Source organism: Blautia sp. 1001283B150304_161114_C9, assembly GCF_015668165.1.
Classification (GTDB): domain Bacteria; phylum Bacillota; class Clostridia; order Lachnospirales; family Lachnospiraceae; genus Blautia_A; species Blautia_A wexlerae.
Genome location: NZ_JADPGO010000003.1, coordinates 110,331 through 135,104 on the forward strand (window position 1 = coordinate 110,331; position 24,774 = coordinate 135,104).

At 41.1% G+C, this 24,774-nt stretch carries 21 protein-coding genes; 18 read left to right on the top strand and 3 right to left on the bottom strand.

The window, feature by feature from the left end; translation table 11 throughout:
* The first annotated feature begins 16 nt into the window (after positions 1-16).
* From rpoC to I4V44_RS02590, 5 genes are all read left to right on the top strand, one after another.
* Positions 17-3,772 (top strand): DNA-directed RNA polymerase subunit beta', encoded by a 3,756-nt coding sequence (gene rpoC, locus I4V44_RS02570; RefSeq protein WP_118521383.1) that lies wholly within the window; start codon positions 17-19, stop codon positions 3,770-3,772.
* 309 nt (positions 3,773-4,081) lie between these two features.
* Positions 4,082-5,989 (top strand): serine/threonine-protein kinase, encoded by a 1,908-nt coding sequence (locus tag I4V44_RS02575; protein ID WP_118521384.1) that lies wholly within the window; start codon positions 4,082-4,084, stop codon positions 5,987-5,989.
* Positions 5,970-6,788, top strand: coding sequence for a PP2C family protein-serine/threonine phosphatase (locus I4V44_RS02580; protein ID WP_118521385.1), 819 nt, complete (start codon positions 5,970-5,972; stop codon positions 6,786-6,788). The genes I4V44_RS02575 and I4V44_RS02580 overlap by 20 nt, the downstream gene beginning before the upstream one ends.
* Before the next feature lie 13 nt (positions 6,789-6,801).
* Positions 6,802-8,031 (top strand): hypothetical protein, encoded by a 1,230-nt coding sequence (locus I4V44_RS02585; RefSeq protein ID WP_055058314.1) that lies wholly within the window; start codon positions 6,802-6,804, stop codon positions 8,029-8,031.
* On the top strand, positions 8,031-8,171 hold the full coding sequence (locus I4V44_RS02590; RefSeq protein WP_154108133.1) for a hypothetical protein: 141 nt from the start codon (positions 8,031-8,033) through the stop codon (positions 8,169-8,171). The genes I4V44_RS02585 and I4V44_RS02590 overlap by 1 nt, the downstream gene beginning before the upstream one ends.
* Before the next feature lie 112 nt (positions 8,172-8,283).
* On the opposite strand, the gene I4V44_RS02595 is transcribed toward I4V44_RS02590, so the two are convergent.
* Together I4V44_RS02595 and I4V44_RS02600 are read right to left on the bottom strand one after the other, a co-directional pair.
* Positions 8,284-9,384: a serine hydrolase gene (locus I4V44_RS02595; RefSeq protein WP_118521386.1), complete on the bottom strand. Its 1,101-nt coding sequence runs from the start codon at positions 9,382-9,384 to the stop codon at positions 8,284-8,286.
* 116 nt (positions 9,385-9,500) lie between these two features.
* Positions 9,501-10,514: an N-acetylmuramoyl-L-alanine amidase gene (locus tag I4V44_RS02600; RefSeq protein WP_196002281.1), complete on the bottom strand. Its 1,014-nt coding sequence runs from the start codon at positions 10,512-10,514 to the stop codon at positions 9,501-9,503.
* Between the two features lie 782 nt (positions 10,515-11,296).
* Here I4V44_RS02600 and rpsL point away from each other — a divergent pair.
* From rpsL to tuf, 4 genes are all read left to right on the top strand, one after another.
* A complete protein-coding gene (gene rpsL / locus I4V44_RS02605) occupies positions 11,297-11,713 on the top strand; it encodes a 30S ribosomal protein S12 (RefSeq protein ID WP_008705161.1) in 417 nt (138 codons plus the stop codon).
* 224 nt (positions 11,714-11,937) lie between these two features.
* Complete coding sequence (rpsG, locus tag I4V44_RS02610; RefSeq protein ID WP_020993199.1) at positions 11,938-12,408, top strand: 30S ribosomal protein S7; 471 nt, start codon at positions 11,938-11,940, stop codon at positions 12,406-12,408.
* A 17-nt stretch (positions 12,409-12,425) separates the two neighbouring features.
* Positions 12,426-14,546 carry an elongation factor G gene (gene fusA, locus I4V44_RS02615; protein ID WP_082419248.1) on the top strand — a complete coding sequence of 707 codons (2,121 nt, stop codon included), beginning with the start codon at positions 12,426-12,428 and terminating at the stop codon, positions 14,544-14,546.
* Positions 14,547-14,819: 273 nt separating this feature from the next.
* Positions 14,820-16,013 carry an elongation factor Tu gene (tuf, locus tag I4V44_RS02620; RefSeq protein ID WP_019163091.1) on the top strand — a complete coding sequence of 398 codons (1,194 nt, stop codon included), beginning with the start codon at positions 14,820-14,822 and terminating at the stop codon, positions 16,011-16,013.
* 530 nt (positions 16,014-16,543) lie between these two features.
* On the opposite strand, the gene I4V44_RS02625 is transcribed toward tuf, so the two are convergent.
* Positions 16,544-17,077, bottom strand: a complete 534-nt coding sequence (locus I4V44_RS02625; RefSeq protein WP_173684600.1) for a helix-turn-helix domain-containing protein — start codon at positions 17,075-17,077, stop codon at positions 16,544-16,546.
* Between the two features lie 202 nt (positions 17,078-17,279).
* On the opposite strand from I4V44_RS02625, the gene I4V44_RS02630 reads away from it, so the two are divergent.
* The 9 genes from I4V44_RS02630 to I4V44_RS02670 all read left to right on the top strand — a co-directional run bounded on the left by I4V44_RS02630 (position 17,280) and on the right by I4V44_RS02670 (position 24,700).
* Positions 17,280-17,471, top strand: coding sequence for a helix-turn-helix domain-containing protein (locus tag I4V44_RS02630; RefSeq protein WP_196002282.1), 192 nt, complete (start codon positions 17,280-17,282; stop codon positions 17,469-17,471).
* 13 nt (positions 17,472-17,484) lie between these two features.
* On the top strand, positions 17,485-18,537 hold the full coding sequence (locus I4V44_RS02635; RefSeq protein ID WP_173684602.1) for a site-specific integrase: 1,053 nt from the start codon (positions 17,485-17,487) through the stop codon (positions 18,535-18,537).
* Positions 18,538-18,554: 17 nt separating this feature from the next.
* Positions 18,555-18,725 (top strand): hypothetical protein, encoded by a 171-nt coding sequence (locus I4V44_RS02640; RefSeq protein ID WP_009243121.1) that lies wholly within the window; start codon positions 18,555-18,557, stop codon positions 18,723-18,725.
* A 186-nt stretch (positions 18,726-18,911) separates the two neighbouring features.
* On the top strand, positions 18,912-19,580 hold the full coding sequence (locus tag I4V44_RS02645; RefSeq protein WP_196002283.1) for a CHC2 zinc finger domain-containing protein: 669 nt from the start codon (positions 18,912-18,914) through the stop codon (positions 19,578-19,580).
* Positions 19,525-20,862 (top strand): VapE domain-containing protein, encoded by a 1,338-nt coding sequence (locus I4V44_RS02650; protein WP_196002298.1) that lies wholly within the window; start codon positions 19,525-19,527, stop codon positions 20,860-20,862. The genes I4V44_RS02645 and I4V44_RS02650 overlap by 56 nt, the downstream gene beginning before the upstream one ends.
* A 117-nt stretch (positions 20,863-20,979) precedes the next feature.
* Complete coding sequence (locus I4V44_RS02655; RefSeq protein WP_173684609.1) at positions 20,980-21,207, top strand: DUF5348 domain-containing protein; 228 nt, start codon at positions 20,980-20,982, stop codon at positions 21,205-21,207.
* 178 nt (positions 21,208-21,385) lie between these two features.
* Positions 21,386-21,859, top strand: coding sequence for a very short patch repair endonuclease (locus I4V44_RS02660; protein WP_196002284.1), 474 nt, complete (start codon positions 21,386-21,388; stop codon positions 21,857-21,859).
* On the top strand, positions 21,859-23,289 hold the full coding sequence (locus tag I4V44_RS02665) for a Sau3AI family type II restriction endonuclease (RefSeq protein ID WP_330593737.1): 1,431 nt from the start codon (positions 21,859-21,861) through the stop codon (positions 23,287-23,289). The genes I4V44_RS02660 and I4V44_RS02665 overlap by 1 nt, the downstream gene beginning before the upstream one ends.
* Position 23,290: 1 nt before the next feature.
* On the top strand, positions 23,291-24,700 hold the full coding sequence (locus tag I4V44_RS02670) for a hypothetical protein (RefSeq protein WP_173684605.1): 1,410 nt from the start codon (positions 23,291-23,293) through the stop codon (positions 24,698-24,700).
* The last annotated feature ends 74 nt before the right edge of the window (positions 24,701-24,774 follow it).

The following is a 24,774-nucleotide window of genomic DNA, read 5'->3' on the forward strand; positions in this document are numbered from 1 at the left end:
AAAGGGGAAAGAATACATGGCAGAAACAACTAACGCCAATGAAACATATCAGCCAATGACTTTCGATGCCATCAAAATCGGACTGGCGTCCCCTGAGAAAATCAGAGAGTGGTCAAGAGGCGAGGTTTTAAAACCTGAGACCATCAACTACCGTACCTTAAAGCCGGAGAAAGACGGACTTTTCTGTGAAAGAATCTTTGGACCGAGCAAGGACTGGGAGTGCCACTGTGGAAAGTACAAAAAGATTCGCTATAAAGGTGTTGTCTGCGACAGATGTGGTGTAGAAGTTACCAAATCCTCTGTACGTAGAGAGCGTATGGGACATATCGAGCTGGCTGCTCCGGTATCCCACATCTGGTATTTTAAAGGAATTCCGTCCCGTATGGGACTGATCCTTGACATTTCTCCGAGAACTCTGGAGAAAGTCCTTTACTTTGCTAACTATATCGTACTGGATCCGGCTAATTCCGGACTCCAGTACAAACAGGTACTTACAGAGAGAGAATATCAGGATGCACGTGAGGCTTATGGATATGATTTCCGCGTAGGTATGGGTGCAGAATCCATCAAAGAGCTTCTCGAAGCAATTGATCTTGAGAAAGATTCTGTTGAACTGAAAAAAGAGTTAAAAGATGCTACAGGCCAGAAACGTGCCAGAATCATCAAACGTCTCGAAGTTGTAGAATCCTTCCGTGAGTCAGGAAACCGTCCTGAGTGGATGATCATGACAGTTATCCCTGTAATCCCGCCGGATCTTCGTCCTATGGTTCAGCTGGATGGTGGACGTTTTGCTACATCTGACTTAAATGATCTTTACAGAAGAATCATCAATCGTAACAATCGTCTGAAGAGACTTCTGGAATTAGGTGCACCGGATATTATTGTTCGTAATGAGAAACGTATGCTTCAGGAAGCGGTAGATGCCCTGATCGACAACGGCCGCCGCGGACGTCCTGTAACAGGTCCTGGAAACAGAGCTCTGAAATCCCTTTCCGATATGCTGAAAGGTAAATCCGGACGTTTCCGTCAGAACCTTCTCGGTAAACGAGTTGACTATTCCGGACGTTCCGTTATCGTCGTAGGACCGGAACTTAAGATTTATCAGTGTGGTCTTCCGAAAGAGATGGCGATCGAGCTGTTCAAACCTTTCGTTATGAAAGAGCTTGTTGCAAACGGAACTTCACACAATATTAAGAATGCTAAGAAAATGGTTGAGAAGCTGGAGCCTGCTGTATGGGATGTTCTGGAGGATGTTATCAAAGAACATCCGGTTATGCTGAACCGAGCACCTACACTGCATCGTCTTGGTATCCAGGCATTCGAACCGATCCTTGTAGAAGGTAAAGCGATCAAACTGCATCCGCTGGTTTGTACCGCATTCAACGCTGACTTCGATGGTGACCAGATGGCCGTACATCTTCCGCTTTCACAGGAAGCACAGGCAGAGTGCCGTTTCCTTCTGTTATCACCGAACAACCTGCTGAAACCTTCTGATGGTGGTCCTGTAGCCGTTCCTTCACAGGATATGGTACTTGGTATCTACTATCTGACTCAGGAAAGACCTGGAAACAAGGGTGAAGGCAAGTTCTTTAAGAGCGTAAACGAAGCAATCCTTGCTTATGAGAATAAAGTAATCACACTGCAGTCCAGAATCCATGTTCGCTGCAGCAAGACAATGCCGGACGGATCCGTTCTGACCGGTACAGTAGAATCTACACTTGGACGTTTCCTGTTTAACGAAATCCTTCCACAGGATCTTGGTTTCGTAGACAGAAGTGTTCCGGGAAATGAACTTCTTCTTGAGGTTGACTTCCTGGTAGCCAAGAAACAGCTGAAACAGATTCTTGAAAAAGTTATCAATACTCACGGTGCTACAAAGACTGCTGAGGTTCTTGATGCGATCAAAGCTACAGGTTACAAATATTCCACACGTGCAGCCATGACTGTTGCCATTGCCGATATGACAGTTCCGCCTCAGAAACCGGAAATGATCAAACAGGCTCAGGATACTGTAGACCTTATCACAAAGAACTATAAACGTGGTCTTATCACCGAGGAAGAGCGTTACAAAGAAGTTGTTGATACATGGAAGAAGACTGACGATGAGCTTACACATGCTCTGCTGACCGGTCTTGATAAATACAACAACATCTTCATGATGGCTGACTCCGGTGCCCGTGGTTCCGATAAACAGATCAAACAGCTTGCAGGTATGCGAGGACTGATGGCCGATACAACCGGTCACACCATCGAGCTGCCTATCAAGTCAAACTTCCGTGAAGGTCTTGACGTACTGGAATACTTCATGTCTGCACATGGAGCACGTAAAGGTATGTCCGATACAGCTCTTCGTACAGCCGATTCAGGTTACCTGACAAGACGTATGGTTGACGTTTCTCAGGATCTGATCGTACGTGAGACAGACTGCTGTGAAAACAGAGATGAGATCTCAGGTATGTATGTAGAATCTTTTGTAGATGGTAAAGAAGAGATCGAAGGACTTCAGGAGCGTATCACAGGTCGTTTCTCCTGTGAGACAATTAAGAATAAAGATGGCGAAGTTATCGTAAAAGCCAACCATATGATCACACCGAAACGTGCTGCCCGCATCATGAAAGAAGGCGTGGACAACCAGACAGGCGGATCTATCGAGAAAGTTAAGATCCGTACAATCCTTACATGTAAATGTAAAGTTGGTATCTGTGCGAAATGTTACGGTGCGAACCTTGCAACCGGCGAGCCGGTACAGGTTGGTGAATCTGTCGGTATCATCGCTGCTCAGTCTATCGGTGAGCCAGGTACACAGCTTACCATGCGTACTTTCCACAGTGGTGGTGTTGCCGGTGGAGATATCACACAGGGTCTTCCTCGTGTCGAGGAGCTTTTTGAGGCAAGAAAGCCGAAAGGTCTTGCCATCATCACAGAGATTCCTGGTGTTGCTGTTATCAATGACACTAAGAAGAAACGTGAAGTTATCGTTACAGATCAGGAAACAGGTGAATCCAAGACTTACCTTATTCCATACGGATCTCGTATCAAGATCACAGACGGACAGATTCTTGAAGCAGGTGATGAACTTACAGAAGGTAGCGTAAATCCGCATGATATCCTGAGAATTAAGGGTGTACGTGCAGTTCAGGATTATATGATCCGTGAAGTACAGCGTGTATATCGTCTCCAGGGTGTTGAGATCAGCGATAAGCATATCGAAGTTATCGTTCGTCAGATGCTGAAGAAAATCCGTATCGAAGATAACGGAGATACAGAATTCCTTCCTGGAACACTGGTTGACTTCCTTGAATACGAGGACGTTAACGAGCAGATGGAAAAAGAAGGCAAACAGCCTGCAGATGGAAAACAGGTTATGCTTGGTATTACTAAGGCATCTCTTGCTACAAACTCCTTCCTGTCAGCCGCTTCCTTCCAGGAAACAACTAAAGTTCTGACTGAAGCCGCTATCAAGGGTAAAGTTGACCCGCTGATCGGTCTGAAAGAGAACGTAATCATCGGTAAACTGATTCCTGCAGGTACCGGTATGAAACGCTACAGAGATGTAAGACTCAACAGCACAATGCCTGAACCGGAAGTAAAGGTTGAAGATATAGCCGAAGGACTTACGGAAGATGAAGAAATCAAAGATGATGAGATGATCACAATGGATGAAGAACTTCCGGAAGACGAAGAATTCGATGTTGAAGAATCTGATGAAGAAGAGGCTGCTGAAGACGAAGCTGATGATCAGGCTTCAGACGATGCAGAAGACAACGAATGATCCAACGGAGTAGATAACTTATCCGGACTGATTTGATATGAATTCACAAGAGAACTATCTGTGCCGACAGATTTTGCCGGCGAGGTAGTTCTCTTTTATTTTCCGGAACATTCCATTGCCGAAAAAAGAGAAAAATACAAAGAAACTGCTTTTTGTGTTATAATACCAGTACATTATGAGCAGGTAATGAACTGTGAAATATTTTTACAGTTATGATAAATATACATTTTTGTTTCCGGTAACAGCTTGTAAAAAGCATTGACCGGGACAGGGAAGGAAATAGAAATTGAACAGAAATGGAGGTGCAATATGGATAAAGAACTTCCGGTTTCAGCATGGCCGGAATGGAAAATCATAGAGAAAATCGGCGAAGGCTCTTTTGGAAAGGTGTATAAGGCACAGAGAACAGAACGTGGAAAATCTTTCTATTCTGCTATCAAGATCATCAATATACCCGGAAGCCAGAGCGAGTTGAACAGCGTACGTTCTGAAACAGGGGATGAGCAGTCCACAAGACAGTATTTTCAGAATCTGGTTGAGGAATGTATTCAGGAAATCAGTACCATGGAATACTTTCGAGGAAACTCTTACATTGTCTCTGTAGAAGATTTTAAGGTTATGGAATATCTGGATGTCATTGGATGGGAGATTTCCATAAGGATGGAATATCTGACAAGTTTTATGGATTACTGTGCGGAAAAGCAGCTTACTGAGAAAGAGGTAATAAAGCTGGGAATGGATTTGAGTAAGGCACTGGAATATTGCCGGAAACTTAAGATCATTCACAGGGACATCAAGCCGGAGAATATTTTTGTATCCAGATTTGGCGATTTTAAGCTTGGAGATTTCGGAATTGCACGTGAACTTGAACGAACCATGAGCGGATTTTCCAAGAAAGGTACTTACTCTTATATGGCGCCTGAGATGTATAAAGGTGAGAAATATGACAGCAGGGTAGATATTTATTCTCTTGGGATTGTGCTGTACAGGCTGATGAATCATAACAGACTTCCATTTATGAGTCTGGAAAAACAGTTTATCACTTACAGGGATAAGGAAAATGCATTAAATAAGCGTGTTGCAGGAGAGCAGATGAGTGCACCTGTGGATGCAGGAACACAGTTTGCCCGTATTATCATGAAGGCCTGTGCTTATGATCCTGCACAGAGATATCAGACACCGGAGGAGCTTTATAGTGTGCTGGATGATCTGAAAAATGGAAGATCTGGCAGAATCCGGCAGTTACAAAACGGTGTTCAGAAAGCAGGAACGGATAAAACAGAATCATATAGTGCAATTGCACAGAACGGCAGAGCAGCACAGAATGTTACATCAGATACCGAAAATGTACGAAAAAGTACGGTGCAGAATACGTCAGTACAGAATACCCGGGGAAATAAAAAAACATCAGATTTTCAGAATGCTGCAAAAAGAAAACGTGCTGTAAACAATGTTCCGGCGAGCAGCTTTACAGATAAAGAAACAATGTCAGTTGTAGCAGAACAGAAAATACAGCCACAGGAAACGCCATCAGAAACAGTTGCGATAAGATCTGCGCGTGCTGTGGAAGCCAGAAAGCGAAGACGCAGGAAGAAACAGCTGCTGCGCAGGGCATTGCTTGCAATTGTGGCAGGTACAGCGATACTTATGATGGCCGCCGTCTATTACAGAGTAAGTACAGATCATGCTCAGGAAGGACAGGAGGATAATCCGATCGCAATTCTGGATGATGAGAAATACAGCTCCACAAAATCCGGATCCAAAGATTTCTCCAAAGCTCTGGATACGATCAAGGAGCAGGCAACAACTATCACAGATAATCTGAACAGTTACGACTGGGTTGGAACAGAAGGAACTGTTCTGCGATATCTGAGAAGGGTAAAGACTACTCAGCAGGCAGATGGAAATCTGGATATTGAGAGTGAATGCATGAAAGCGCTGGTCTATCCGGCAGAATCCGGAGATGGAGTTTATGAAGAATATTTCTACTGGGGAGAGAAGTTATTCTTTGCATATATCTGGTATGATGAAACTTCAGAATATTATTATTATAACGACGGCGAACTGATAAGATGGATCGATTCCAATGGAAAATGCCACGATAACGAAAAAGATAATGAGGAGTTCGTGAAACGTGGCGAGAAATACTGGAACAATTCATTGAAAGCATTGAAGGGAGAAGGAACAAAGACAGATAATGGCAATGTATCAGATTGAATGTGCATATACCTGCCATACAGGAAATATCCGGGCAAATAATGAAGATAATTTCTGGTGTTTTGGGGAATCCCTTCCGGTGAACAATGAAGGAACAAAGGGTATCTGCTCAAAGATTATTTCGGGTAACAGAGCACCGGCAATGGCGGTATTTGACGGTATGGGAGGAGAAAGCTGCGGCGAGATTGCAGCCTTTCTTGCATCAGAAGAATTTGGAAAATTTTATAATGCGAATAAAAGAATGCTGAGGGATATGCCGGAAGATTTTATAGACGATGTATGTGAGAAGATGAATCAGGCAGTATGCAGATATGGAACAGAGCATCATATTTGGAGCATGGGAAGCACAATGGCAATGCTCCTCTTTACACCAGAGTCTATGTTTGCCTGCAATCTTGGGGACAGCAGGATTTATCTTATGGATGGCGGTAAGCTTCAGCAGATTTCCACAGACCATGTTTTTGGTGGTACGGCAGTTGGGAAAGCCCCGTTAACCCAGTATCTTGGACTTCCTGAAGAGCTGCAGAGACTGGAACCTTCTGTGACAGAAATCGAGCATAAGGAGGGATACAGATATCTTTTGTGTTCAGATGGAGTAACAGATATGCTTTCGGACAGTGAGATAGAGGCGATTCTGTCACAGGATATGGAAATCCCGGAGATTGTAAATCATCTTCTTAAAAATGCTCTCCAAAAAGGTGGGAGAGATAATGTGACGATCGTGCTCTGTGAAGTACAGAAGCTGGATACAGTCCGCAGAATGAAAGAATGGATGAAAAATCTAAAAGATAAAAAATGAGAGGTGGGGCAGCATGAAGAACCGTATGCAGGATCTGGATTTTGAACAGAATGTTGCGTTTGATAAAGTACAGGAGTATGAATTTACCAGAAGGGCGGCACAGAGATTTCGGCAGGTGGTAAGCCTGGACAGTTTTGAAGACGAAGATGCGGATGTTATTTTCCACTATTTATATAAAGAGATGGAACTGGTGTCCTTTGGCGACCATCTGAAGAGATATATTTATGAAAGGGCAGAGCTGGAAGAACCTTTCTCGGAGGTTCCACAGGAAGTGTATAAGGAGATCGTAGTAGATTCCTTTAAGGAAACCTATACGCCCAAATCCATGAATCCTACCTCTACCAAGTTGTCGGCACTGGTGAATAACTGGCTGAATCAGGCATCTGTAAAAAGAGAAACTGTTTTTCTTCTGGGGTTTGGGTTGAAAATGACCACAGAGGATGTGTCGGATTTCCTGACAAGAGTACTGAAAGAACAGGATTTTGATTTTCACAATCCGGACGAGGTGATCTACTGGTATTGTTACAGTACGCAGCAGGGTTATCATAAAGCAGAGGAATTGAAAAAAAAATATGAGATACTCGCTCCTGTAGAAGTGGAAAATACTCAGGTTTTATACGGAAGCAACCTGTGCCTTGATACGGAGGAGAAACTGATCGATTATCTTGCCCGACTGAAATCAAAAAGAGTAGATCCCATATCTGAGAAAAGTCAGGCATTTCAGGAGTTTACAAAGCTTTTATATCATGCGAAGCAGATTATTGCCGGACTGTATCAGCATGATGAAGAGGAAAAAGGTGGGGATAAGGTGTGGACAGCAGAAAGAATCACACCTTCTGATGTGGAAAAAGTAATCTGCAGCGGAATCCCCATCAACAAAATGGGCAATCTGAAGAAAATGTCTGCCTCCATTCTGGCAAAGCATTTCAGCCAGAAGCGTTTCAGCAGGCAGAGGATTACAAATATTTTAAGCCACAAACTCCCGGTGGAGCGCTTTGACCTGATCACACTGGAATTCTTTATCGTATCCCAGGAAATGGAGGATGATGATCCTTTTAACAGATACAAGCATTTTCTGGATGAGATTCAGGATATTCTGCTTCGATGTGGAATGGGAGAGATATACATAGTAAATCCATACGAATGTTTCCTTCTCATGTGCCTTCTCACAGACTGTCCGCTGGCAGTATTTTCGGAGATATGGGAGAAGTCCTATGAAGAGGGGGAAGCTGAAGAGGCATAATGGTATCAACAATTGTACAGCCGGTGCCGGATATGGCACGAAAGGCTGTGGAACTTTTATTAAAGAAAATAAAAGGGGAAGAGATTGAGACATTGACGATTCTTCCTGTTGAATTTGCAGAAGGAGGCACAACCCGTTAAGGGATGTGCCTCCTTCTTTTAACCGAATCAAGTAAGTCCCCTGTGGAGGTTACGAATATCTGTCTGATTTATGACAATTATCTGGATAGACTGTAGATTCAGAAGATTATGTTTATTCATTATAATATCCGTAGATAGCGCGTGCATCTGCAGCAATGGTGCTTTGGGCTGCACCGGTATCAGTAAGATCCTGTGACATAAAGCATACTACAAGGTCAATTCCTTTGGCTGTATCATAGATGATCGCTGCATCATTTTCTACAGTGTCAAGTTCGCCGGTCTTATTGGCAGTACCGACGCCTTCCGGAAGTTGTGCAGGAATCTTGTTTTTGCGCTGCTGCATTTTTAAGTGATAATACATTGCATCTGCGTTTGGAAGAGTAGAAGCGGGAAGGGTTCCGTTGACAGTCTGGTATATCTGCTTTAAAAAGGTTCCACAGTCTTTGACGGATGTATAGTTGTCGCCGTTTTCTTTACCTGCGAGAAGCAGGCGGTTCATCTGGGTGCTGGTGAAACCATGTTCCTGGCAGAAGACATTTACTTTTGCCATGCCTGCAGAGTCATCGCCGTTTCCAAGCCAGTTTACCAGAGTGTTGGCAGCATCATTATCACTGACAGTGATCATGGCTGAAATATTACTGTCAATTTCGTCTCCGTTGTGAGACTGGGAGAGGGTATCGTAGTTTTCGTATACAGCTCCCATAATATACAGTTTGATCAGGCTTGCTGCCTGCATGGGAGTATCGTTGATCATGCCTTCAGAATCTTTCGGCAGGTTGCAGACATAGACGGACCAGGTTCCGTTATCAGCCGGCAGCAGGGACTGTACCTGTTTCAGGAGATTGTCCATGCTGGAATCAGTGTTGTCGGTAAATGTGTTGTTGGAGGAAGGGGAAAGTGTTCCGTTCTGTTGTTCGGATTCTGAAGAGGGTTCAGCGGATTCTGACTGTGCAGGAGATGTTTCTCCGGTGGCTGCCTTGACAGAACTTTCCTGTTCTCTTAATTCATCTAACTGATCTGCCTGACTGATAAGGGTATTTGCATCAGTGGAAATCTCCTCTACGGTTTTGGAGAGTGTCTGTACTTTTTGCTGTAGTGTGACGAGATGGTTCAGTGATAAAAATGAAACAGCTGCCAGTGCAATCACTGCAACAGTCAGTATGCCGATCACTATATAGAGAAAAATAGGTTTTTCATTTGGCTTTTTATTCATTGAGGTTTTCCTTTCGTAATTATTATTATTGTAATCAGGATTGCGGGAACTGCGAAGCTGCGTAGCAATCCGCAGATATCAAGTCAGGGGCAAAATGCTTTTTGACACTTACATCATCATGATGCAAAGTAGCTGTCAATGCCATTTGCGATTCCCTGTACCATTGTTTTCTGGAATTCTGCGTCATTCATTTTCAGATCGTCATTCTGGCTTGTCATAAATCCCATTTCAAGGATCGTAACAGGAACAGTGCTCCAGTTAATTCCTGTCATCGTGTCAGTGTACTGGATTCCAAGGTTCTGAAAACCTGTTGCAGCACAGTAGGAATTGATGATGCATCGGGATAATCGATCAGACTGTTCAAACAGTTGTGGGATATAAGGGTTATTCTGAGAGGGCGACATGGTCAGTGCTCCTGATGCAGTATGGGAATCATCGCCGTTTGCATGGATGCGGACATAGATCTCTGCACCCTGTGAAGCAGCATATTGTGCGCGTTCCATGTTGCTGATGGCTGTTTCATTGTCTGTTCGTGTCATGACTACCTGATAGCCTCTCTGTTCCAGTTCATCCTTTAGTTGAAGAGAGACCTCCAGATTGAGCTGGTATTCGGGAACACCGCTGTAGGTTCCCTGAGTTCCGCTGGTACATTTTGCTTTCATTTCAGAAGAACCGGGACCGTTGGGCTCCGGGGCACTCATATCCACGGACTCACTCTGATGCCCTGGATCGATTCCTATTATATGTCCGTCTGTTTCGGCATCGGAGGAGAAAACGCTGGCACTGGAATCAGAAGAGGCACTGGTGCTGTTCTGGCTGAATACAGAAGGCTTTGATGAAGCTTCTTCCGGGATTTCAGCTTTTTCTTTTGTTTTCTTCTGTGTGGCTGTCTGTTGTTTTTGTTTCATGCGATTGATATTTGACTGGACTGTGTCTATGGCGGTAGTGTACTTGTCTACTGCCTGTTTGACTTCGTCGTGTTTTGCAGTGATCTGTTCGGAGATTGTATCGACTTCTTTTTCAGTGGTGAGGATCTGGTGCAGTGTGGTCCTGTTAAAGAAGATCAGGGCTATGATGCACAGGAGTCCTGTCAGAAACAGAAGGATGCTGATCATGCTGGGTTTCTTCATATATTATGGTGTCCTTTCCTGAGTTTATAGAATGTTATAGTGTGTCTGCAAGTTGATTTGCCTGCTTTGGTTGTTATTATAATAAAAGGGAGGGGGAAATGCAATTGTTAGTGAAGGGGACGCGCCGGATAATATTTATTTTGTGTGCGGTTTCGGACGCTAAGAGATATTATAGCAGTTCTAGTAAATAATGCATCTTAATCCAGCCCATCAGAGTGTGAAATCCTGCGTCAGATATCTTTGCCGTGCGTTAGCACGCCTGCAGATATCTTCCTTGTCTTTCGCACTCTGCTGAACTGTCTTAAATGCATTATTTACTAGGACTGCTATAAATCTGCAGAAATCTGCTAAAAGCATGAGCAGCCCTCTCAAACTCGCTACGTTGCAAACTTCGCTCAAACACGTGAGACGGTCTGCTCATAACGCAGATTTCTGCAGATTAAGTATCTCTAAGCATCCTGCAAATGCACACAAAATAAATATTATCCGGCGCTGGGATTCGCAGTGGGGAAGTGGCAGTAAAGTGGTTGGAGGGGAGCATATTGTCAGATAAGTTTAATGTGGTGATGTGGTGTATGAAGAAAGGATTTTTTGGTTATGATAAAAATATGAAAAAATACTGTAAAATTCAGGAGAAATGCCTTGACAGTGTGAGTTTTACGGGATATAATGAGCAAGCGTGCAAAAGGAACGTTTAATTTTTTTGTGCGTAATTACACGAATAGCAACCGCAAGGCCCCATAGAAAAATCTATGGAGAAATAAATCGGGAGGTGAAATGGAATGCCAACATTCAACCAGTTAGTAAGAAAAGGACGCCAGACATCTGTAAAGAAATCTACAGCTCCGGCTCTCCAGAAAACATTCAACTCTTTAAGAAAGAAAGCAGTTGAACAGTCTGCACCACAGAAACGTGGCGTTTGTACAGCAGTTAAGACTGCAACTCCTAAGAAGCCTAACTCAGCTCTTAGAAAAATCGCCAGAGTTCGTCTTTCCAACGGAATCGAAGTAACAAGCTACATCCCAGGAGAAGGTCACAACCTTCAGGAGCATAGCGTTGTTCTTATCCGTGGTGGAAGGGTTAAGGACTTACCTGGTACAAGATACCACATCATCAGAGGTACTCTTGATACTGCAGGTGTTGCTAACAGAAAACAGGCCCGTTCTAAATACGGCGCTAAGAGACCGAAAAAGAAATAATTTTAAAAAGGTTTCATAAGAATTTTAAGAGCTGATCCTATTGTTTGGGACAGCAGGAATTAATCAATCGAAAATTCACGGAAGACTAGAACTATGAATTTGTACGGTATTCCATATACCCTGCCGGTTGCGGGTTAAATATAGGACCTTACCAGTGCGAACATGCAATAGTTATCTGCGTGAGTACCGATGATTTAATCACAATGATTAAGGAGGGAAGTAACGTGCCACGTAAAGGACATACTCAGAAAAGAGACGTTCTGGCAGATCCAATGTACAACAATAAAGTGGTTACCAAACTTATCAATAACATCATGTTAGACGGTAAGAAAGGTGTAGCACAGAAAATTGTTTACGGTGCATTCGCCAGAATCGAAGAAAAAGCTGGTAAACCAGCACTTGAAGTTTTCGAAGAGGCTATGAACAACATCATGCCACTTCTTGAAGTAAAAGCTAGACGTATCGGTGGTGCTACTTATCAGGTTCCGATCGAGGTAAGAGCAGACAGACGTCAGGCACTGGCTCTTCGCTGGTTAACAATGTTCTCTCGTAAAAGAGGCGAGAAAACAATGGAAGAAAGACTTGCAAATGAGCTTTTAGATGCAATGAACAACACAGGTGCATCCGTTAAGAGAAAAGAAGACATGCACAAGATGGCTGAGGCAAATAAAGCATTTGCTCACTATCGCTTCTAATATAGGAGGAAAATCCATTGGCTAAAGAGGGAAGAGAATATCCATTAGAGCGTACCAGAAATATTGGTATTATGGCTCATATCGATGCGGGTAAAACAACTCTTACAGAACGTATCCTGTATTATACAGGTGTCAACTATAAGATTGGTGATACTCATGAAGGTACTGCTACCATGGACTGGATGGAACAGGAGCAGGAGAGAGGTATCACAATCACTTCAGCGGCTACAACATGTCACTGGACTCTGGAAGAGAACTGCAAACCGAAGCCAGGTGCTCTGGAACATCGTATCAACATCATTGATACCCCAGGTCACGTTGACTTCACAGTAGAAGTTGAGCGTTCTCTTCGTGTACTTGACGGTGCTGTCGGCGTTTTCTGTGCTAAGGGTGGTGTTGAACCGCAGTCTGAAAACGTATGGCGTCAGGCCGACACTTACAATGTACCACGTATGGCATTCATCAACAAGATGGATATCCTTGGTGCAAACTTCTACGGTGCAGTAGAGCAGATCAAGACTCGTCTTGGTAAAAACGCAATCTGCTTACAGCTGCCAATCGGAAAAGAAGATGATTTCAAAGGAATCATTGACTTATTCGAAATGAAAGCTTACATCTACAACGATGAAAAAGGTGATGACATCTCCATCGTTGATATTCCTGAAGACATGAAGGAAGATGCTGAGCTTTATCATACAGAGCTTATTGAGAAAATTTGTGAGCTTGATGACGACTTAATGATGGAATATCTTGAAGGTGAAGAACCAACTGTTGAGAGACTGAAAGCAACATTAAGAAAAGCGACATGCGAGTGTACAGCTGTTCCGGTTTGCTGTGGTTCTGCTTACAGAAACAAAGGTGTTCAGAAGCTTCTTGATGCTATCCTTGAGTATATGCCGGCTCCTACAGACATTCCTCCAATCCAGGGAACTGATCTGGACGGTAATGAAGTAGTGAGACATTCTTCTGATGAAGAACCATTCTCAGCTCTGGCATTTAAGATCATGACAGACCCATTCGTTGGTAAACTTGCATATTTCCGTGTATACTCCGGTACAATGAATTCCGGTTCTTATGTACTTAACGCTACTAAGGACAAGAAAGAACGTGTTGGACGTATCCTTCAGATGCATGCTAACAAACGTATGGAACTTGATAAAGTATATTCCGGTGATATCGCTGCAGCGATCGGATTTAAATTCACAACAACTGGTGATACAATCTGTGACGAGCAGCATCCGGTAATCCTGGAGTCCATGGAATTCCCAGAACCAGTTATCGAGCTGGCTATCGAGCCTAAGACTAAAGCTGGACAGGGTAAACTTGGTGAAGCTCTTGCAAAACTTGCAGAAGAAGACCCGACATTCCGTGCACATACAGATCAGGAAACAGGACAGACCATTATCGCTGGTATGGGTGAGCTTCATCTGGATATCATCGTTGACCGTCTCCTTCGTGAATTCAAGGTAGAGGCTAACGTAGGTGCTCCTCAGGTTGCTTACAAAGAAACAATCACCAAACCTGTTGATGTAGACAGCAAGTATGCAAAACAGTCCGGTGGTCGTGGACAGTATGGTCACTGTAAAGTTAAATTCCAGCCTATGGATGCCAACGGAGAAGAACTGTACAAGTTCGAATCTACAGTTGTTGGTGGTGCTATTCCGAAGGAATACATCCCTGCAGTTGGCGAAGGTATCGAAGAGGCTATGAAAGCCGGTATCCTTGGCGGATTCCCGGTAGTCGGCGTATATGCTAACGTATATGATGGTTCTTACCATGAAGTCGACTCTTCTGAAATGGCATTCCACATTGCAGGTTCTCTTGCATTCAAGGATGCTATGCAGAAAGCAGCTCCTGTACTTCTTGAGCCGATCATGAAGGTAGAGGTTACAACACCTGAAGATTACATGGGTGATGTTATCGGTGATATCAACTCCCGTCGTGGACGTATCGAAGGTATGGAAGATATCGGCGGTGGTAAGATGATCCGCGGATATGTACCGCTTTCCGAAATGTTCGGATATGCTACAGATCTTCGTTCCAGAACACAGGGACGTGGTAACTACTCTATGTTCTTTGAGAAATATGAGCAGGTTCCGAAGTCTGTACAGGAAAAAATCCTTTCTAAGAAAGACTGATAATTATTGATCATCTGCAGTCTGCCGGTGTTTAAAGCCGGCAGGGTGTAGGAGATATAAAGTTACTGTTCACTATGTTCTCAGTAATGTGTGAACTGTAATGATACAACAATTGATAATAATACACTGTTTATAGTGTGAAACTTATCAAATTGTATAAAATGCTTGCAAATATTCCGGTTATGCAATATAATCAAGGATAGCAAGTTTAAAACCGAAAAAGGCGCTCTATAATAATATAAGAGCCAAATGTTTTAAGGAGGACGTTTTAAAATGGCAAAAGCTAAGTTTGAGAGAACAAAACCGCATTGTAACATTGGTACCATCGGACACGTTGACCATGGTAAAACAACTTTAACAGCAGCTATCACAAAAGTTCTGTCTGAAAGAGTTGCTGGTAACACAGCTACAGATTTCGCTAATATCGATAAAGCTCCGGAAGAAAGAGAACGTGGTATCACAATTTCTACAGCACACGTTGAGTATGAAACAGAGCATAGACACTATGCACACGTTGACTGCCCAGGCCATGCTGACTACGTTAAGAACATGATCACAGGTGCAGCTCAGATGGATGGTGCTATCCTCGTTGTTGCTGCTACAGATGGTGTTATGGCTCAGACTAAAGAGCACATCCTTCTTTCCCGTCAGGTAGGTGTTCCTTACATCGTTGTATTCATGAACAAATGTGATATGGTTGATGATGAAGAACTTCTTGAACTGGTAGAAATGGAAATCCGTGAACTCTTAAGCGAGTATGACTTCCCAGGAGATGACATCCCGGTTATCCGTGGATCAGCTCTTAAAGCTCTTGAAGATCCGAGCAGCGAGTGGGGAGACAAGATCATGGAACTTATGGATGCTGTTGACAGCTACATTCCAGACCCACAGCGTGACACAGATAAACCATTCGTAATGCCTGTAGAGGATGTATTCTCTATCACAGGTCGTGGTACAGTTGCTACTGGTAGAGTAGAGGCTGGTGTACTTCATGTATCTGACGAAGTTGAAATCGTTGGTATCAAAGAAGAAACACGTAAAGTTGTTGTAACTGGTATCGAAATGTTCCGTAAACTCCTTGATGAAGCTCAGGCTGGTGATAACATCGGTGCACTTCTTCGTGGTGTTCAGAGAAACGAAATCGAGCGTGGACAGGTTCTTGCTAAACCAGGAACACTTACATGCCATACAAAATTCACAGCTCAGGTTTACGTTCTGACAAAAGATGAAGGTGGACGTCATACTCCATTCTTCAACAACTATCGTCCACAGTTCTACTTCAGAACAACAGACGTAACAGGTGTTTGCAACCTTCCAGAAGGAACAGAAATGTGCATGCCTGGAGATAACATCGAAATGACAATCGAACTGATTCACCCAATCGCTATGGCTCAGGGTCTTACTTTCGCTATCCGTGAAGGTGGACGTACTGTTGGATCAGGACGTGTTGCTACAGTTATCGAATAATTTTAGCATAACATCTTAATTATATAAATAGAGTACCGCAAGGTACATTGTGTCCAAACGTAAGATACCCCGGAACCGTAAGGTTTCCGGGGTTTTTCTGTTGCCTGAAAATATATAAAAGAGCAGAAAAGAATAACGAACAGGATAGAAAAACGGTTGCCGGGAGAGTATCCTGACAACCATTTGTGATAACAGAATGATAACAAAATATTAAGATTGACAATTTTTAAAATTATGTTATACTATAAGTATAACATAGTTAGTAACAGGATTTGGTTCGATTCCAAACACCATCAAACCAATATTGGGAGCATTGTCGAATTGCCTAGTTTCTGGATTGATTTATGATGCAGTCAAACATATTTGCAAGAAAGGACTTGATTCGATGAGAAAAGAATACATATTAATATTTGGTCTGGGAGTATGCGATGGTGAAGTGTAATGGTTGCACGGTTTAACATACTAAGCAGACTCCCACCCAGACCACCAAAAACTCAGAGCTCATAGGGGCTCTTTTTCTTTTGCAAAAATTATGTCAGATCATATGTCTTGATGGAATTACCTTCAGTACCCTTCTTAACGATAGTGTGACAGCCTATCGTAGTTCCCATAGCACGCAGTTTCCATTCGTCCTGGGTAGCGTTGAGCTTATCCAGTTCTTCCTGTCTTTTATCTTCATCTTCGATAGCTAATATTTCAGCTTTTTCCTTTTCATAGACGTTTTTAAATTGACACCATTTACTGAAAAAGTCCTGCATTGTAGGATTGTCGAAAGTCAGTGAAATTTTCTGATCAGGCATCTCGGCAAGTGAGAGGTTCACTGAATCATCAATAGAAAACAATAAAGAGAGTACATCTCCGACCGTTTCAATATTAAAATCCAGGAAAACACTTACATTTAATCCCAATGCAGTTGCTATCTTTTCTAACTGATCCGGTTTTGGATTTCGGATTCCAAGTTCATATTTTCTGATCGTACCTACGTTAATGCCGGACAGCTCGGCTAACTGTATCTGACTGTATCCTCTAAATTCCCGGAATGCCCGGATTTTTTTACCAACCATAATGCTGCCTCCTTAATAATATTTGTGATTCTATTCTAGCACAAAAGTGAATGATGCGAAAGAGGGTGATTTTTGCAGAGCTTGAAAATGTAGAATGGAATATAAAAATAAAATTCGCAAAAGGTTATTGACAAAGTCACAAAAGTGAATTATAGTAGAAAACATCAAAAGAGTCACAAAAGTGACTTAAAAGGAGGACGCTATGAGAACTAATTATATGATGACTGTTGATGATGTCATGGAAGAATTAGGTGTGAAACGCAGTAAAGCTTATTCTATTCTGAAACAGCTCAATGCTGAACTGGTAAAGGAAGGATATGTGGCAGTTCGTGGAAAGATTCCACGTTCCTACTGGGAAACAAAATTTTATGGATGCTCTCAGAGAGCAGTATGAAGGAGGATTTAAGATGTCAGCTTACAAGGACAAAACACAGGGAACCTGGTATGTAAGCTTCCGTTATATTGACTGGACAGGAAAGAAAACACAGAAGCTGAAAAGAGGGTTCAAGACCAAGAAAGAAGCATTGAATTATGAAAAGGAATTCATAAGAAAGACTGCGGCGGATATGAAAATGGAGATGAACAGTTTTATTCAAGTCTATTTTGAAGATAAAAAGAATGAACTGAAAGAAAATTCAATCCGTAACAAGCAGCACATGATGAACAAGCACATTGTTCCGTATTTTGGAACAAGAAAAATGAATGAGATCACACCGGCAGAGATTATTCAGTGGCAGAATACTATTCAGGAAAAAGGATACAGCAAGACTTATGAGCGTATGATTCAGAATCAGTTAAATGCACTGTTTAATCATGCACAGAAAATTTACAATCTGAAGGAAAATCCATGTAAGAAAGTAAAAAAGATGGGAAAATCAGATGCTAATAAGCTGGAATTCTGGACGAAAGCAGAATATGACAGATTTATTGCAGGGATTGAGCCGGGGAGTGAGGATTATCTGATATTTGAAATTTTGTTCTGGACAGGAATCAGGGAAGGAGAGCTTCTGGCATTGAGTCTTTCGGACTTTGATATGAGTGGTAATCTCCTGCATATCAATAAGACGTATAACCGGATCAGGAAAAGAGATGTGATTGATACTCCAAAAACAGAGAATTCAGTCCGTACCATTGATATTCCCAATTTTCTTAAAGAAGAGGTGCAGGACTATGCGAAGAAACATTATGGATTTCCGGAAGACCAGCGGTTGTTTCCGATTGTGGCGAGAACACTGCAGAAACGGCTCAAGAAATATGAAGCATTGACCGGTGTAAAACCAATCAGAGTGCATGATATCCGTCACAGTCATGTGGCATATCTGATCTATCAGGGCGTAGAACCACTGATTATCAAGGAAAGGCTGGGGCACAAAGATATTCAGATGACATTGAACACTTATGGGCATCTGTACCCGTCACAGCAGAAAAAAGTAGCTGAGATGCTGGACAACAAACGTTAACACGGAGGAAGAAGCAAATGAAAACAAAGAAAGTAGTCGGAAAAATATTTGATGCAATTAACTACAGTAAGAAATTGAAGATAAGTTCCATTTTACCGGATCGGGATTCAGATTATGTGATTCTTCTTGAATTAGAGGACGGAAGCAAATTTGAAATCATCATTATTCCTACAAGGAGATTTGTGTAAGGAGAGGAGCTATGACTACTGACAGACAAAAAGAAAAAGCCCAGACAAAATATCTGAGCAAGTTCTCTGATAATCAGATTCACTGATATACCATCTTGGCAGATTCAGTATATCACGAATTGAAAGATACAACAATTCCCGAATATCTGTTCATCAGAGACTTGCCCGGAAGGGCAGGAGGTAGAAGTGACATTATTTGAACAGGTAAAAGAATGTGTGACAGCGAGACATGCTGCAGAGCATTATGGGATTAAAGTAAAAAGGAATGGAATGGCGTGTTGTCCGTTTCATAAAGACCGTCACCCAAGTATGAAGGCAGATAAAATATATCATTGCTTTGCATGTGGAGTGGGCGGTGATGCGATAGATTTTACAGCAAGGTTATTTGGAATATCACAGTATGAAGCTGCGAAAAAGCTGATAGAAGATTTTGGACTGGATATTAAAGTCGGAAACAGAAGCAAATACGAAAGGACGCCCCGAAACAGGGTAAAACAAAAGCAATCTAAAGCTGTGATGATCAGAGAAAAACTGGAGCAGTGGTTAAAACATGCAACAGACGTGCTGATTAGATATCTGAAATGGATTCAGTTCTGGAAAGAGTTTTACAGACCAGAACCAGATGAAGAGTGGCACGAATTATTTACGGAGGCATTGGCAAATGAAAGAAAGATAAATGACTATCTGGACATGCTGATGTTTGGAACAGGAGAGGAAATTGCAGAATTTTTCAAGATGAAGAGAAGGGAGGTTGAGCGAATTGAGAAAAGAATTAACGAATATCAGCGAGAAGTCCTTGATGGAATTAGAAGATATTGTGAACGAGGAGATGCTTACAGCAGAAGATGTCAATAATATGCTGGAGCATACCGATAAAGGAAGAACAAAGCAGACAATCAGAAATTGTGTAACGGTACTTCAAAATGATCCGGTACTGAAAAAAGCAATTAAACGAAATGAACTTTCCGGAAGAGTGGATATTGTGAAAGAGGTGCCATGGGAACGGAGAAATAACAGTCCTACGGTTACAGATACTGATGAAAATAATCTGAAAATGTATCTGGAAGAAAATTATGAACTGACAAGTGAGCGTGTGATTAAAGCAGGAGTAGATATTGTTTCCAATGAAAATAAATATCATCCAATCAGGGATTATCTGGAGAGTCTGGCTTGGGACGGAATCCCAAGAATAGAAAATATGCTTCCGCATTTTCTGGGAGCAGAAAAGAGCAAATACACAATCGGAGTAATGAAAATGCACATGCTGGCAGCGATTTCAAGAATTTATGAACCGGGAATAAAATATGACATTATGCTGTGCCTGGTGGGAAGTCAAGGAGCCGGAAAGTCTACGTTTTTCAAATATCTGGCGATAAAAGAAGAATGGTTCAGTGACAATCTGGATCATCTGGACGATGAAAATATTTATAGAAAACTGCAGAACCACTGGATTATCGAAATGGGAGAAATGAAGGCAACTATCACAGCAAAGAATATTGAACAGATAAAATCGTTTCTGAGCAGACAGAAAGAAACTTATAAAGTGCCTTATGAAGTTCACCCGGAAGACAGACCGAGACAGTGTGTATTTTGCGGAACATCAAATGATCTGAATTTCCTTCCTCTGGACAGAACCGGAAACAGACGATTTGCTCCGGTGATGACAGATATGTCGAAAGCAGAAGTTCATATTCTGGACAATGAGGCAGAGAGCAAAGCCTATATCGAACAGGCCTGGGCAGAGGCAATGGTACTGTATCGACAGGGAAATGTGTTCTTAGGATTTACAAAGGAAATTGAGAAAGAGGCAAAGCGTCTGCAGAAAGAATTTATGCCGGAAGACACCAATGCCGGAATCATACAGGCATTTCTTGATGACTACGATGACGATTATGTATGTACAAGAATTCTGTTCGATGAAGCGTTACATCGAACTGGAGAAATGAAACAGTGGGAAGGTAAAGAAATTGCCAATATTATGAACAATGCGATTGTAGGCTGGAAACCACATGGTACACATCGGTTCGGAAAGGAATATGGAATACAGCGGTCATGGAAACGGATCGAAGACTTTGTGAAGAAAGATAAAGGTGGATTCATGGAAGTACCGAAACAGTTGGAAATACCATTTAAGTAAAGATTATTGTAAACGATGTAAACGGAACTTAGAGAAAAAATTTAAAAAGTTAACTTTTAAAGTCTTTTGATCCCTGTTTACAAATTCCGTTTACAGACTGGAAAGGAGCAGAAAATGATGAAACAGGGAAGGTTAGGATATAACTGCAGTAATGGAAGATATGGATTATTATCGTCAGACTTATGGATTGCTCCAGGATTTCACTGTGGAGAAGGAATGGAAGTGCTGGTGGATGATAAATGGGTACAGACCAGAATGGAGATGAATCCAGCAAGAGAATGGTATTTGGTGGGGACACCATACTGTGGAAATCTAGAATATGTGCAGGCAAGGATAATGGGGTAAATCGGTATTACTGGAAATAATTTATGCATAAAGAATACATGTAATTGAAAATCAAATATGATATGAAAAATGGCACGTTGATTGAAAAACGTGTCTTTTTTCTGTTGACAGGGAATTGAATAGTGCCTGTTAGTTTGATACAATAAAATAGATTATACGGTATTGAGGGTGGAAAAGTATGCCAACAAAAGAACCACGTTTTCATGGCGAAGTTACAGAAAAAAGCCATAAGAATATGAGCAAGATACGTGGAAAAGATACAAATATAGAGGTTGTGTTGAGAAAGGCACTATGGCATAGGGGATTTCGTTATCGAAAAAATTACAAGGGATTGCCGGGGAGACCAGATATTGTCCTGACTAAGTATCGTATTGCGATTTTCTGTGATAGTGAGTTTTTTCATGGAAAAGATTGGGAAATCCTGAAGCCACGATTAGAAAAAGGAAAAAATCCAGATTATTGGGTTAAGAAAATAGAACGGAATATCCAAAGAGATGAAGAAAAGGACCAGCAATTAAATTTTATGGGATGGACTGTGATACATTTCTGGGGAAAAGATATTTTGAAAGATACAGAACAGTGCATTAGAGTGATAGAAGAGACGATATTTGAACAGAAACTGGAAGAAGTAGACGATGAAGAGGAAATGTAATGATGAATTATTTAGAAGAATACGATGAAACGGATCCGATTTCGATTGAAACATATGCAAAAAAGTTGATTGGAAAAACATTTGCAGATGTGTGTAAGCAGGATGACATCACAAAAGCTATGGTTGTCAGAGAAACAACAAATTATGAAGTAAAGCACGAGAATAAGAAGCGAAAAGGTGGTTTAGGAGAACTGATAGAAGAGAGATTCTTTCACTATCAAACGAATAATGATGCACGTCCGGATTTTGATAAAGCAGGTGTAGAACTAAAAGTAACACCGTATAAACAAAATAAGAATGGGACACTGGTAGCCAAAGAAAGACTGATATTGACCATGATTGATTATTTCTCAGTTGTTGATGAAACATTTGAAGATAGTCACATGTGGCAAAAGGCTCGCTTGATTTTACTGGTGTATTATCTGTATCAACAAGAGATAAAGAACCGGTTAGATTATCGTATTGGATATGTGAAGTTGTTTGCACCGCCGGAGCAAGATATAAAAATCATAGCACATGATTTTGAGGTTATTGTTGAGAAAATCAGAAACGGAAAAGCACATGAATTATCTGAAGGAGATACTCTGTATCTGGGAGCAGCACCAAAGGCAGCAACGTCAAAGGACCGGAGAAAGCAGCCATTTAGTGATGAATTAGCAAAACCACGGGCGTTTGCATTTAAGAATTCATACATGACATATGTTCTGAACAATTATATTATTCCGGGAAAAAATACATATGAACCAATCATCAAGGGTACTGTAGAGGAATCTTTTGAAGATTATGTTGTAGGGAAAATAGATGCGTATTGTGATTGGCCGGTTACTGATTTATGCAACACATTCCATATAGAATATCAAAAGAAACCGAAAAATCTGGAGGCAATGTTAGCATATCGGATGTTAGGCATAAAAGGGAATCATGCGGAAGAATTTGAAAAAGCAAATGTAGTAGTCAAGACGATACGTATTGAGAAAAATAATAAGATAAAGGAAAATATGTCATTCCCTACATTCAAATTTAAAGAGTTAGTAGAGGAAGACTGGGAAGATTCTGCATTTGGAAATTATTTACGTGAAACTAGATTTTTGTTTGTAGTTTATAAGTTTGATCAACAAGATGAATTAAGATTAAAAGGCTGTCAGTTCTGGAATATTCCATATGATGATTTGGAAGGCAATGTGAAGGCGGTTTGGGAAAAGACGCAGAGAGTGCTTCGTGAAGGACTTCAGATAGAAAAGAGAAATGGAAAGAATTATAATAATTTTCCAAAATCATCAGAAAATCCAGTGTGCCATGTAAGACCACATGCACAGAATTCAAAAGATACTTACGAACTTCCAGACGGAAGACAGTACCCAAAGCAATGTTTCTGGTTGAATAATAGTTATATTTTGTCGCAGTTAGATGAACGATTCAAGGAGGAATAGTATGGCAGGGTTTATTTTTTCTATATATAAAGAAGAGAATATTGAAGGCGTAAAAAAGTGCATTAGGCAAGGAGTATATGCATCAAAAGTACCAAATGATAAACTTTCATTACAGGAAAATGAAAGTTCAGGTAATAAAAGTAAACAAGTTATGGCAGCGGTATTAGCAGATTATTGTTCGATGCAAGCGGGTGATAATGTGTATTTTTTATCTGATAGACGTATTTATGGAGTTGGAAAACTGGTTAATGTGGGGATAGATTGTAAATACAAAAATTCTTTGGATGCAAATATTTTTGAAAGAAAAGAAAAAGTAGTAGAAGCAGATCAACCATTGATGCAATTGGGACCAGAGTATAGGTGGTTATGTCTCTTTGAGCCAGATCAACAGTTTTTTGCAGAAGGCGTTGATATGGATGAGGTGCTGTCATATAGACCATCAGCATTTAGAATGTTGAGAGCATTTCAAAATGTTACTTTTATAAAGATAGATGATGAAGAAAATAGAGCTTTAAAAGAATGTATTTATTTAAAAAATAGAGACAAACAGAGGTACTTTGAATACAGTACCTCAGAACATGAACGGATTTTACAATTCGATTTGGAAAAGTATCTTATCAATCCTGAAGAAACTATAATGAAAGAGTTTAATTATGAAAAAAATGAAATAAATACTGAAATGCTGTTAGAAGCTTGGATGATAGATTCCATTTCAAAAAATGGATTTGAAGGTGAAAAGTATGATTATGTTACACATCAGGTCATTGCTTCTCCATTTAAGCCGTTAGCATATATTGATAAAATGGATATTTTTGCATACAGATATTTGGAGAATTTCCCAGACACAGAAAAACCAATAGAAAAATATATGGTTATAGAGTTGAAAAAAGGAAAGGCAACGAAGGATTTTCCTTTACAATTGATGAGATATGTTGATTGGATTAGTAGAGAGTATGCAGCGGGGGATTATTCTTTAATAAAAGCGGTTGGCATTGCAAAAGGGTATCCTAAAGGGATGCAAAAAATTGTGGATGAACAGTGTAAAAGAAGTTATTTGTCAGATTTACATCCGAATACCACCTCTCAATGGAACGATTTAAGTTTATACGAATATTCTATGAATCAAGCAAGGCAGTTGCAAATTAAGGAGAGTGATATCTTTGATTCCATTCTTGAATTGAAAGAAAGACTTTCTAATATTGGCATGGAGTATAATACTGGTAAAATTCAAATAAATGGAGAAGTATATTCCCCCAAATTTAAAGTACAATCAAAAAAGTGGGCTTTTTTTGATGGATTAGATGAAAAAGAAAGAATTGTACTCAGTAAAAACAAATGGAGAGCCATTGATATTAGCGGAATAAAAAATAGAGAAGAGGTAGATCAACTTATTTTAGAATTATTTAAATAAGGATCTTTACAAAAACAATAAAATGAGATATTATATATAAAGAACGATCGTTCGAATAGTAAAAGAAGAGGTAA